Source organism: Nonomuraea sp. MTCD27 (assembly GCF_041950495.1).
In the GTDB taxonomy this organism is placed as follows: Bacteria; Actinomycetota; Actinomycetes; order Streptosporangiales; family Streptosporangiaceae; genus Nonomuraea.
In genome coordinates, this window is the sequence record NZ_JBGNUW010000014.1 from 22,832 (window position 1) to 35,059 (window position 12,228).

Sequence of the window (12,228 nt, forward strand, 5' to 3'; positions counted from 1 at the left end):
TCGCCGGAGGGCCGCGGCCGGGCGACCGCGGCCCTCCGACCTATGGGAATCCGGGCGCGGCAGGCACGGTCCGCGCCCGGACGAGGTGGCTCATCGCAGTCCGAGGCCCTCCGCGAGGCCGGTGAAGCCGGACACCGCGGTCTGCCCGCCCGGCAGCATCGAGGTGCCCTCGACGCTCTCCACCGCCTTCGGCAGCAGCACGCCGATGACTTCCTCACTGACCTCGCTCACCGGCTGCTGCAGGTCCAGCGGCGACTCGATCCCGCTGCCGGCGATGCGGTTGTGGTAGGGGGCGTGGCCGAGCGTCATCTCGCCCGGCAGCTTCCTCTCCAGCGGCCGCTGCGGCATCTCGGGCAGCGCCAGCAGCGCGGGGATGCCGGTCATCGTCGACAGATCCTTCATCCCGGCCGGTCCCGGCACCATGGGGAACAACGCGGGCGAGGCCGTGGCCAGCGAGGGCATGCCCCAGGTGGCCGCCACGCCGCCCAGGTCCGCCAGGCCCAGCACCTCCTTGCCGGTCGCCAGGCCGGTCAGACCCAGATGCCTGGCCAGCTCCCCGGCCGACGTGGCCAGTTTGTTGCTCTCGGAGGTGAGCATCCGGCTGCTCCCGGGGCCGCCGTCGTTCACCCGCAGCCTGGCGTGCTCGTCGCAGAAGTTGGCGATCGAGGTGGGCGACAACAGCGCGGGCTCGGTGCCGGCGCAGCTGCCGGCCGCCGAGGGGCCCGCGCACAGCCAGCTGACACCCGCGGTCAGAGCGGCCACCGCGATCATGCTCCGGATCTTCTGGAATGACACTGCACGTCCCCCTGATCGATTTCGGTGATCTGACGAACGCCGAACGTAGTCATACCTCCGGCAGGGCGAGTGCGGCTTGTCCGAAGGGTGGCGCGAACCTTACCGAAGAGGCGGCCCGATGACCGTGCCATGACACGCCGGAGCCCGGAGATCACCTGGATCTCCGGGCTCCGGGACGGGCTGTCAGGCCGCGCGCTGGATGAGCAGCTCGTCGTCGCCCAGCTCGACCACGACCTTGTCGCCGTCGGCGACCTCGCCGGACAGCACCGCCTTGGCCAGCTTGTCGCCGATGGCGGACTGGACCAGGCGGCGCAGCGGGCGGGCGCCGTACATCGGGTCGAAGCCCGTCATCGCCAGCCACTCGCGGGCCGCCGGCGTGACCTCCAGCGTCAGCCTGCGGTCGGACAGGCGCCGGGCCAGGCGGTCGACCTGCAGGTCGACGATCTGCGCCAGCTCCTCGGTGCCGAGCGCGTCGAAGAGGATCACGTCGTCGAGCCGGTTGAGGAACTCCGGCTTGAACGAGCTGCGCACCGCCCCCATGACGGCTTCCCGCTTCGCGCCGTTCTCCAGCTTGGGATCGACGAGGAACTGCGAGCCGATGTTGGAGGTGAGGATCAGGATCGTGTTGCGGAAGTCGACCGTGCGGCCCTGGCCGTCGGTGAGCCGCCCGTCGTCGAGCACCTGCAGCAGGATGTCGAACACCTCGGGATGGGCCTTCTCGACCTCGTCGAGCAGCACCACGGTGTACGGGCGCCGCCTGACGGCCTCGGTGAGCTGGCCGCCCTCCTCGTAGCCGACGTAGCCGGGAGGCGCCCCGACGAGCCGGGCCACGCTGTGCTTCTCGGAGTATTCGCTCATGTCGATGCGGGTCATCGCCCGCTCGTCGTCGAACAGGAACTCCGCCAGCGCCTTGGCCAGCTCCGTCTTGCCCACACCGGTCGGCCCGAGGAACACGAACGAGCCCGTCGGCCTGTCGGGGTCGGCGATGCCGGCGCGGCTGCGGCGTACGGCGTCTGAGACGGCCTGTACGGCCTGCTGCTGCCCGATGAGGCGCCGGCCCAGCTCATCCTCCATGCGCAGCAGCTTGACCGTCTCGGCCTCCAGCAGCCGCCCCGCGGGGATGCCGGTCCACGACGAGATCACCTCGGCGATGTCGTCGGCCCCGACCTCCTCCTTGACCATGGCGTTGTCCGGCGGCGCGGCCTCGGAGGCCGCCTTTAGCGCCTGCTCCAGGCGGGGCACCTCGGCGTACATCAGCCGGGAGGCCGCCTCGAAGTCGCCGTCGCGCTGGGCCCGCTCGGCCGCGCCCCGCGCCTCGTCGAGCTGCTTCTTCAGCTCGCCGACCTTGTTGAGCCCGGCCTTCTCGTGCTCCCAGCGGCCGACGAGGGCGTTGAGCTCCTCCTGGCGGTCGGCCAGCTCCTGGCGCAGCCGGTCGAGCCGCTGGACGGAGGCCTCGTCGGTCTCCTTCGACAGGGCCAGCTCCTCCATCTTCATCCGGTCGACGTTGCGCTGGAGCTGGTCGATCTCCACGGGACGGGAGTCGATCTCCATGCGCAGCCGCGAGGCGGCCTCGTCGACCAGGTCGATGGCCTTGTCGGGGAGGAAGCGGTTGGTGATGTAGCGGTCGGACAACGCGGCGGCGGCCACCAGCGCGCCGTCGGCGATCTGCACCTGGTGGTGGGCCTCGTAGCGGCCCTTGAGCCCGCGCAGGATCGCGATCGTGTCCTCGACCGTGGGCTCGCCCACGTAGACCTGCTGGAAGCGGCGCTCCAGCGCCGGGTCCTTCTCGATGCGCTCGCGGTATTCGTCGAGCGTGGTCGCGCCGATCATGCGCAGCTCGCCGCGGGCCAGCATGGGCTTGAGCATGTTGCCGGCGTCCATCGCGCCCTCGGCGGCCCCCGCGCCGACGACGGTGTGCAGCTCGTCGATGAACGTCACGATCTGCCCGTTGCTCTCCTTGATCTCGGAGAGCACGGCCTTGAGCCGCTCCTCGAACTCACCGCGGTATTTCGCGCCGGCCACCATCGCGCTCAGGTCGAGGGAGATGAGCCGCTTGTTGCGCAGCGACTCCGGCACGTCGCCGGCCACGATGCGCTGGGCCAGGCCCTCGACGACCGCGGTCTTGCCGACGCCGGGCTCGCCGATGAGCACCGGGTTGTTCTTGGTGCGGCGGCTGAGGACCTGGACCACGCGGCGGATCTCGGAGTCGCGGCCGATGACCGGGTCGAGCTTGCCGCCCCGGGCGTGCTCGGTCAGGTCGACGCCGTATTTCTCCAGCGCCTGGTAGGTGTCCTCCGGGGTCTCGCTGGTGACGCGGGCGTTGCCGCGTACTTTCTCGAAGGCGTCGAGCAGCGCCTGCGGCGTCGCGCCCTGGGCCTTGAGCAGCTCGGCCGACCGGCCCCCGTCGGCGGCCAGGCCGACCAGCAGGTGCTCGGTCGAGACGTAGAGGTCTTCGAGGCGGTTGGCGTGCTGGGCGGCGGTGTTCATCACCGTCAGGAGCTGGCGGGAGCTCGACGGCGCCCCCACCGTCGAGCCCTGTGCCTTCGGCAGCGCCGCGAGCTGCTCCTCGGTGCGGGCGCGCAGCGTGCGCCAGTCGGCGCCGACGGCCTCCAGCAGCGGCACGGCGGTGCCGCCCGTCTGGGAGAGCAGAGTGGTCAGCAGGTGAGCCGGGGAGATCTCGGGGTTGCCCTCCGCGGCGGCGCGCCGCATGGCACCCGAGAGCGCTTCCTGGCTCTTCTGGGTGAGCTTGTAGTCCATGTTCCTAGGCCCCCGGTGGCAGCTCGTAGCGGATCAGCGCTCTGACCATCCGCATCTCGGCTCGCAGGCGGTGGACCTCCTCACGCAGCCGCAGCGCTTCGTTCTCGAGCTCGAGAATCCGCTTGATCCCCGCGAGGTTGATGCCCTCCTCCTGGGAGAGCCGCTGCACCTCGCGGAGCTGGATGATGTCGCGTGTCGAGTAGAGGCGGCCGCGCCCCGCCGTGCGCCCAGGACTGACCAGGCCGAGCCGGTCGTACTGGCGCAGCGTCTGCGGGTGGAGCCCGGACAGCTGCGCGGCCACCGAAATCACATAGACAGGGGTGTCATCTGAAAGGTCGAAATAGTTGGCGTCCATCGGCTTACTCGCTTCTGGCTCGCTGAATGAGCTCAGCGCGCGGGTCCTCGCCCGCGGTCGCGGTGTTGAACTCGGTGAGAAGCTCGCGCGACTTGTCGTCGAGCGTCTTCGGCACGATCACCTCGACGCTGGCGAGCAGGTCGCCCTTCGTCCCGTCTTTCCTGGTGACGCCCCTGCCGCGGACGCGGAACGTGCGCCCGTTGGGCGTGCCCGCGGGGATGCGCAGCGTGACCGGCATGCCCTTGAGGATCGGCACCTTGATCTCGGCCCCCAGAGCGGCCTCCGTGAACGTCACCGGCACGGTGATCGTCAGGTTGTCGCCCATCCGGCCGAACACGGCGTGCGACTTGACGTGCGTCTGGATGTAGAGGTCGCCCGCCGGGCCGCCGTTCTCCCCCGGAGCGCCCTTCGCCTTGAGCTTGACCCGCTGGCCGTCGGCCACCCCCGCGGGAATGCGCGCCTGGATGGTGCGGGTGCTCTTGGCCCGGCCGCTGCCCTCGCACACGGGGCAGGGGTCGTCCACGATCAGCCCGCGGCCCTTGCAGTCGCGGCACGGCTCGGAGAAGGCGAAGTTGCCCAGGTTGCGGCTGGCCGCGCCGGTGCCCTCGCAGGTGGGGCAGACCCTGGGGGTCGTGCCCGCCTTGGCGCCGGTGCCGGTGCACGCGGCACAGGCGGCGGAGCTGGTCAGCCTGAGCGACACGGTGGTGCCCTCGACGGCCTCGGTGAACGTCAGCGTGACCTCGGACTCGATGTCCTGGCCCCGCCGCGGCCGGGTGGCGCTGGTCGTGCGGGCTCCGCCGCCCCGGTTGAACAGCCCGCCGAACAGGTCGCCGAGCCGCTCACCCGCGCCCCCGCCCTGGCCCTGCTGGCTGGTGCCGCCGAACAGGTCACCGAAGTCGAACGGGAAACCGCCACCGCCGGGCCGCTGGCCGCCCACCCCGGACCCGAACAGCGTGCGCGCGTCGTCATATTCCTTGCGGCGCTTGCCGTCCGACAGGACGTCGTAAGCCTCGGAGACCTCCTTGAACTTGGTCTCCTTGGTCGCGTCACCCTGGTTGGTGTCGGGGTGGTATTGCCGGGCCAGCTTCCGGTAGGCCTTCTTGATCTCGTCGGCGGTGGCGGTCTTGGGCACACCAAGGACGGCGTAGTAGTCCTTTTCCAGGTAGTCCTTGGTGCTCATCTACGGCCCTTCGTCCTTGTGATCAGTTGTCGTCGTCATTGGACGCGGCAGGGGCGTCCTCGGGCTCGGCGACGGCCACCCGCGCCGGGCGCAGCACCCTGTCACCCATCCGGTATCCAGGCTGCAACACCTCGACGGCGGTCGGCTCGGTCACCTCCGTCGAGTAGCTGTGCATCAGCGCCTCGTGGACCGTCGGGTCGAACGGGTCGCCCTTCTGCCCGAAGGAGCTGAGGCCCAGCTTGGTGACCGCCGACTCCAGCGACTCCGCCACCTTCGCGAAGCCGCCGGTCAGCTCGCCGTGGTCGCGAGCCCTGCCGATGTCGTCGAGCACGGGCAGGAGCTCCGCCAGCACCCCGGCGACGGCCTGCTCGCGGACCGCGACGCGGTCGCGCTCGACCCTCCTGCGGTAGTTCGTGTACTCGGCCTGAAGGCGCTGAAGGTCCGCGGTCCGCTCGGCGAGCTGGGCCGCCAGCTCGCCGTCCTGCGCCTCCAGCACGTCGGCCGGCACCTCTTGTGGCACGGTCGGCGCCTCTCTGACCTGGCCCGTCTCCGGGTCGATCTTGCGGTTGTCGCGGATCACCGGCTCCTCGTGCCCGTTTTCACGCGGCGGCATCACTGGTCCTTCTTCGGCTGGTCATCGTCGACGATCTCGGCCTCGACCACGTCGTCGTCGGCCTTCTGGTCCTGGCCGGCCGAGGTGTCCTGCGGGGCGCCCTCGCCGCCGGCCTGCTGGCCCTGGCTCTGAGCGTAGATCGCCGAACCCATCTTCTGGCTGACCGTGGCGAGCTTCTCCGCCGAGTTGCGGATGACGTCGGTGTCGGTGCCCTCAAGAGCCTTCTTTAGCTCGGCCAGGGCGTCGTTGACCTCGGTCTTGATGTCGCCGGGGACCTTGTCGTCGTTCTCGCGGAGGAACTTCTCCGTCTGGTAGGCGAGCCCGTCGGCGTTGTTGCGGACCTCGGCCTCCTCGCGGCGCTTCTTGTCCTCCTCGGCGTACGACTCGGCCTCGCGCATCATCCGCTCGATGTCGTCCTTCGGCAGCGCGGAGCCGCCGGTGATCGTCATCGTCTGCTCCTTGCCCGTGCCCAGGTCCTTGGCGGAGACGTTGACGATGCCGTTGGCGTCGATGTCGAAGGTGACCTCGATCTGCGGGATGCCGCGCGGCGCCGGCGCGATGCCGGTCAGCTCGAAGGTCGCCAGCTTCTTGTTGTAGGAAGCGATCTCGCGCTCGCCCTGGTAGACCTGGATCTGCACCGACGGCTGGTTGTCCTCGGCCGTGGTGAAGACCTCGGAGCGCTTCGTGGGGATCGTCGTGTTGCGCTCGATGATCTTGGTGAAGATGCCGCCCTTGGTCTCGATGCCCAGCGACAGCGGGGTCACGTCGAGCAGCAGGACGTCCTTGACCTCACCCTTGAGCACGCCGGCCTGCAGGGCGGCGCCGATGGCGACGACCTCGTCCGGGTTGACGCCCTTGTTGGGCTCCTTGCCGCCGGTCAGCTCCTTGACGAGCTCGGAGACGGCGGGCATGCGGGTCGAGCCGCCGACGAGCACCACGTGGGCGATGTCGGAGACCTTGATGCCGGCGTCCTTGATGACCTGGTGGAACGGGCCCTTGGTCCGCTCGAGCAGGTCGGCGGTGAGCCGCTGGAACTCGGAGCGGGTCAGCTTCTCGTCGAGGTGCAGCGGGCCCTCGGAGGAGGCGGTGATGTAGGGGAGGTTGATGTTGGTCTCGGACTGGCTGGACAGCTCGATCTTGGCCTTCTCGGCCGCCTCGCGCAGGCGCTGGAGCGCCATCTTGTCCTTGGCCAGGTCGACGCCGTGCGCGTTCTGGAAGCGCTTGACCAGCTCGTCGACGACGCGCTGGTCCCAGTCGTCACCGCCGAGGTGGTTGTCACCGGAGGTGGCCTTGACCTCGACGAAGCCGTGGCCGTCCTCCTGGCCGACGTCGAGCAGCGACACGTCGAAGGTGCCGCCACCGAGGTCGAAGACCAGGATGGTCTGGTCCTGCTCCTTGTCGAGCCCGTAGGCGAGGGCCGCCGCGGTCGGCTCGTTGATGATGCGGAGCACGTTGAGGCCCGCCACCGTGCCGGCCTCCTTGGTGGCCTGGCGCTGGGCGTCGTTGAAGTAGGCGGGAACGGTGACCACCGCGTCGGTGATCTTCTCGCCCAGGTAGGCCTCGGCGTCCTGCTTGAGCTTCTGCAGCACGAAGGCGCTGATCTGCTGCGGCGAGAACTTCTTGCCGTCGATCTCCTGGGACCAGTTGGTGCCCATCTCCCGCTTGACCGAGCGGATCGTCCGGTCGACGTTGGTGACGGCCTGCCTCTTGGCGACCTCACCGACCAGGACCTCGCCGTTCTTCGCGAAGGCGACCACGGACGGCGTGGTCCGCGAGCCCTGCGCGTTGGCGATGACGGTGGGCTCACCGCCCTCGAGGATCGAGACGACGGAGTTGGTCGTCCCAAGGTCGATACCTACCGCACGTGCCATGAGTACGTCCTTGTAGTCAAAGTTGAGTCTGTTGGACTCAACGTATGGATGCGAGTCGTCTTTGTCAAACGACTTGAGCCTACCCGACTCAACCCTCGTGAGCGCGAAAGCATTCCCGCCAAATCGGAGACAACGCCCGTGTCGCTCCACACCACGGGTAACGGGACCGGAGGTACGGGGGTTCCACCTCGGAACAGGGCGGACCCCCGGACGCGGTGGGCGCGCGCCGGGGGTCCGCATTCGGGAGATGGCTCAGGAGACGGGTGTGTTCATGTCCGCCTGGATCTCGGTGGCGTTGAGCGCCCGGTTGTAGATGCGGACTTCGTCGATGAGGCCGTTGAACCATTCGCCCCAGAGGCTGTTGCCGCCGATGCGCAGGACGCCGTTGTCGGTGCGGATGGGTCCGCCCGCGGTGCGTTGGCTGACTTGGGTGCCGTTGACGTAGAGGCGGATGGTGGTGCCGTCGTAGGTGGTGGCGAGGTGGCTCCAGGTGTTGAGGGGGAGTGAGGCGGTGCCGCCGGTGTCGACCTCGCCGGTGGTGTGGATGACGGTGTGGGGGCGGTCGGTGTCGCTGCCCGCGGAGAGCACGTAGGCCAGGCCGTTTGTGTGTTGTTTCATGATGACGGTGCGCCAGCTGTCGACGGTGGTGGGGCGGACCCAGGCTTCGAGGGTCATGCCGGTGGTCAGGCGCAGGCCGGCGGCGTCGTTGACGGTGACCCAGCTGGACGAGCCGTTGAAGGAGAGCGCCGAGCCGTACTTGCCGGTGGTCGTCCAGCTCGTGTTGGTGAGGGTGCCGGTGTTGCCGGTGGCCGAGACGTCGGCGACCGTGGAACCGGTGTTCTCGTTCATCCCGTACGCCGCCACCAGCCCCGGGGTGGTCGGCGGCGCGGTGACGGCCGCCGACACCTCGGCCGACGGCGGGCTCAGGTTGCTGGCCGCGTCGAAGGCGCGGACGCGGTAGTAGTAGGTCCCCGCCGCCAGGCCCGTGTCGGTGTACGCGGTGGTCTGCGACGAGCCCACCTGGTTCGCGCCCGAAGGAGTGAAGCCCGGCGTCGTCGAGCGGTGCACCGTGTAGCCCTCCACGCCCACGTTGTCCGTCGAGGCCGTCCAGGTGAGCTGGGCGCTGCCGGGGCCGCCCGTCGCCGCCGGCGAGCCGGGCGCGGCCGGCGCCTGGGTGTCGGGCTCGGGCGCCGCGCCGATCGGGGTGCTCATGTCGGTCTGGAGCTGGAGGGGGGTCAGTGCGCGGTTGTAGATGCGTACTTCGTCGATGAGGCCGTTGAACCATTCGCCCCAGAGGCTGTTGCCGCCGATGCGCAGGACGCCGTTGTCGGTGCGGATGGGTCCGCCCGCGGTGCGTTGGCTGACTTGGGTGCCGTTGACGTAGAGGCGGATGGTGGTGCCGTCGTAGGTGGTGGCGAGGTGGCTCCAGGTGTTGAGGGGGAGTGAGGCGGTGCCGCCGGTGTCGACCTCGCCGGTGGTGTGGATGACGGTGTGGGGGCGGTCGGTGTCGCTGCCCGCGGAGAGCACGTAGGCCAGGCCGTTTGTGTGTTGTTTCATGATGACGGTGCGCCAGCTGTCGACGGTGGTGGGGCGGACCCAGGCTTCGAGGGTCATGCCGGTGGTCAGGCGCAGGCCGGCGGCGTCGTTGACGGTGACCCAGCTGGACGAGCCGTTGAACGACAGGGCCTTGCCGTACTTGCCGGTCGCCGCCCAGGTGGTGGCCGTGGCCGTGCCGGGGTTGCCCGATGGCGAGGCGTCGCCGACGGTGGTGCCGGCGCCCTCGTTCATGCCGTAGGCGGCCACCAGACCGGCGGGGGACTGCACGACCTTGTACGCCGCCGTGTACGTGGTCGCCGTCGCCGGCGCGGCGAAGTTGTGCGTGGCGGCCCCGCCGTCGGACCAGGCGTCGAACCCGTGCTCGCCCTGGGGCGAGGGCGCCGTGATCGAGTTGCTGGAGCCGACGATCACCGTCCTGGTGAAGGGAGCGACCGTCTGCTCCTGGTTGAAGCCGAGCTGGAGGCCGGGCGGGTTCGTCTGGAACGTCAGGTTCACGGTCCTGGGCTGCAGCAGCACGCTCTTGGTGTCGGTCAGCCCGTGCTGGTCGGTGACGGTCAGCCGCAGCTCCAGATGCGACGGGTACTCGTGGTCGGGCGCCTGGAAGGACCCCGACGCGCCGGTGTACCGGGTGATCTCGTGCTCATGGCAGGCGCCCGGGCAGTGGTGCATGATCAGGGTCCAGGTCATCCGGGACCCGGGGACGGCCCCTTCCTCCGGGTCCGTGCCGGTGCCGGAGAAGCCGATCGTGTCGCCGACCGCCCACGTCGTGGTGGACGAGGGGCTGGTGATCGCCGCTGTGGGGGCGGTGTTGCCCACGTTGACCGTGACGGTGGCGTCGGCCTGGCCGCCCTTGTCGTCGCTCACCCGCAGCCGGACCACGTACGAGCCGTTCTGCGTGTACGTGCGCGACGGCGCCACCGACGTCGAGTCGTCGAGCTCCCCGTCGCCGTCCAGGTCCCAGGCGTACGTCATCGCGTCACCGTCGGCGTCGGTGGATCCCGCGGCCGAGAAGGCGACGGCCAGCGGGGCGGCCCCGGAGGTCGGGACGGCGTTGATCGCCGCCGTGGGCGGCGCGTTGTCGAAGATGTAGCGGACGATCGTGCCGTTGTCGAAGTTCACCGCGAACAGGTCGCCGTTCGGGCCCGTCTCCAGCTCCACCGCGCCGATGCCCGTGTCGAACGTGGCGACCGTGGCCGGGTTGGGCAGGCCGTTCGAGCCCTTGGTCATCGCCCAGACGCATTTACGGCTGTAGTCGGAGAAGAACAGGGCCCCGTCGTAGGACGGCGGGTACGTGCCGTCCTGGTAGAAGGCGACGCCGCTGGAGGAGGACTGGCCGCCCGGCGTGCAGGTGTCGCCGGTGTGGAGGCGCTGGCCGTGGTGCCAGGCGAAGTACGGCTGGGTGTGCGCGGCGGCGCCGGCGCTGTAGAGGTTCTCGCAGAGCGTCAGGTTCAGGGCGTCGTAGCCGTCCTCCCGGTCCGCGCCCTCGTAGCAGGGCCAGCCGAAGTTGGCCACGCCGCCGGTCGGGTTGGCGACCCGGTTGATCTCCTCGTACGAGCCCCAGCCGACCTCGCCGGACCAGATCTCGTCGGTGCCGGGGCGCTGGGTGATCCGGAAGGGGTTGCGCAGCCCGTGGGCGACGATCCGGCGTACGTTGGGGTCGGAGCTGGCGGCGTTCGGGTTGCCGGCGGCGGCCGCCCCCGTGTCCGGATTTATCCGGATGATGGTGCCGTCCAGTCCGGCCGGGTCGCCGTTCGTCCGCACGTCCTGGGAGCGCAGGGCGCCGCCCTCCGCGCTCGGCGGGGTCAGCGCGGTGCCGACCGCGTTCGGCGGGTCGCCGCACGGGTTGTCCGGCACGATGTCGGAGCTGGTCTGGTTGTCCTGGCCGTAGTCGGGGAACTCGAAGCTGGCGCCGTCGCCCGCCGAGGCGTAGAGCGCGCCGTCGCGGCCGAACTGCAGGTCGCCGATGGAGTGGCTGGGATACTGCTGGCACCAGTCGGTGATCAGCGGGGTCTCCGCCCCCGAGGGGGAGATGACGGACAGGCGGCCGGTGACGCGGCAGCCGTCCCCGGTCGGGCCCGGAGGAGAGGCGCACGCGTCGAAGTCCTCGTTGGGCTCGCCCCAGCGGGGTGCGGTGCCGCCGGGCTCGGCGTCGTGCGAGTAGAGCACGTACACGCGGGGGTCGGTGGGGAAGTTCGGGTGCAGGGCCATGCCCAGCAGGCCGCGGTCCCAGAAGTCGTGCACCTTGGTCCGCAGGTCGGCGTACACGGTGGGGGTGGTGTCCGTCAGCGAGTCGAAGACCTTGATGTAGCCGCCCTTCTCGGCCACGAACACCCGCCCGTCGGAGGCGAACTCGATGTTGGTGGGGCTGATCAGCCCGCTGAAGACGGTTTGTTTGTGGAAGCGCTGGGGCAGTGCCGCCGCCGGGGGAGACAGAACGATCAGGCTGGTCAGGATCAGGGCAGCAGAAATCAGGCAGGATAAGAGCCGTCTCACGGGTCCCCCCATTTGGAGCGTTACATCACCACCGGCGCCCCCACGCCACGGTGTTCTGATCGATGTATCGCAACAAATCGATCATTTGTCACTGGGGTTGTCCGTAAGTGGACAGATCACGACTTGGCGCCGTCCACGACCTTGCGCTTGCCCAGGGCTTTCTTGAGTTTGACCGTCGTGGTCTTCTCGACCGCGATCATGATGCACGACATGTTCCTGGCCTTGGGAGCGGTGCCCTCGTACAGGGTGATCGTGACCTGCTTGCCGGTCTCCTTCACCTTGACGCGGTCCAGCACCGTGCACGGCGCCACGCCCGACCACCAGGTGAGCTGGATCTTCTTGCCCTTCGAGACCGGCTTGGCCTTGGTCCAGCGGATCTTGTGGACGTTGATGGCGTTGCCCGTCGGCTTGACCGGCTCGGGAGCCTTCGTGGGAGCGGTGGTGACCGGTTCCGACACGACCGGGGGCTTCTCCGGGGTGGTGGAGGCGGCCCGCTCGACCGGCGGGGCCGTGCCGCAACTCGTGGCGAGCACCAGACATCCGGCCAGGAAAGTCGCTGTCATTGTCCGCATACCCATAGGACGGATCACACCGGCCGCCGGTTCAA

At 69.6% G+C, this 12,228-nt stretch carries 7 protein-coding genes and 1 pseudogene; all 8 read right to left on the bottom strand.

The features are described 5' to 3' along the window. Positions 1 to 90: 90 nt before the first annotated feature. Positions 91 to 795 (bottom strand): hypothetical protein, encoded by a 705-nt coding sequence (locus ACBJ59_RS35180; RefSeq protein ID WP_375114514.1) that lies wholly within the window; start codon positions 793 to 795, stop codon positions 91 to 93. A 183-nt stretch (positions 796 to 978) separates the two neighbouring features. Beyond that, entirely contained in the window at positions 979 to 3,552 is a 2,574-nt protein-coding gene (gene clpB, locus ACBJ59_RS35185) for an ATP-dependent chaperone ClpB (protein WP_375114515.1), read from the bottom strand. A gap of 31 nt (positions 3,553 to 3,583) precedes the next feature. Then, a pseudogene (locus ACBJ59_RS35190) lies at positions 3,584 to 3,907 on the bottom strand (heat shock protein transcriptional repressor HspR); the annotation flags it as partial. Between the two features lie 4 nt (positions 3,908 to 3,911). Beyond that, the gene (gene dnaJ, locus ACBJ59_RS35195; protein ID WP_375114516.1) at positions 3,912 to 5,087 is read right to left on the bottom strand and encodes a molecular chaperone DnaJ; all 1,176 of its coding nucleotides are present in this window, start codon (positions 5,085 to 5,087) and stop codon (positions 3,912 to 3,914) included. 22 nt (positions 5,088 to 5,109) lie between these two features. Then, entirely contained in the window at positions 5,110 to 5,700 is a 591-nt protein-coding gene (gene grpE / locus ACBJ59_RS35200; RefSeq protein WP_364126194.1) for a nucleotide exchange factor GrpE, read from the bottom strand. Next, entirely contained in the window at positions 5,700 to 7,571 is a 1,872-nt protein-coding gene (gene dnaK / locus ACBJ59_RS35205) for a molecular chaperone DnaK (protein ID WP_375114517.1), read from the bottom strand. The genes grpE and dnaK overlap by 1 nt, the downstream gene beginning before the upstream one ends. A gap of 252 nt (positions 7,572 to 7,823) precedes the next feature. Then, the gene (locus tag ACBJ59_RS35210; protein WP_375114518.1) at positions 7,824 to 11,621 is read right to left on the bottom strand and encodes a LamG-like jellyroll fold domain-containing protein; all 3,798 of its coding nucleotides are present in this window, start codon (positions 11,619 to 11,621) and stop codon (positions 7,824 to 7,826) included. Between the two features lie 116 nt (positions 11,622 to 11,737). Beyond that, entirely contained in the window at positions 11,738 to 12,184 is a 447-nt protein-coding gene (locus ACBJ59_RS35215) for a hypothetical protein (protein WP_364126203.1), read from the bottom strand. Positions 12,185 to 12,228 lie beyond the last annotated feature (44 nt).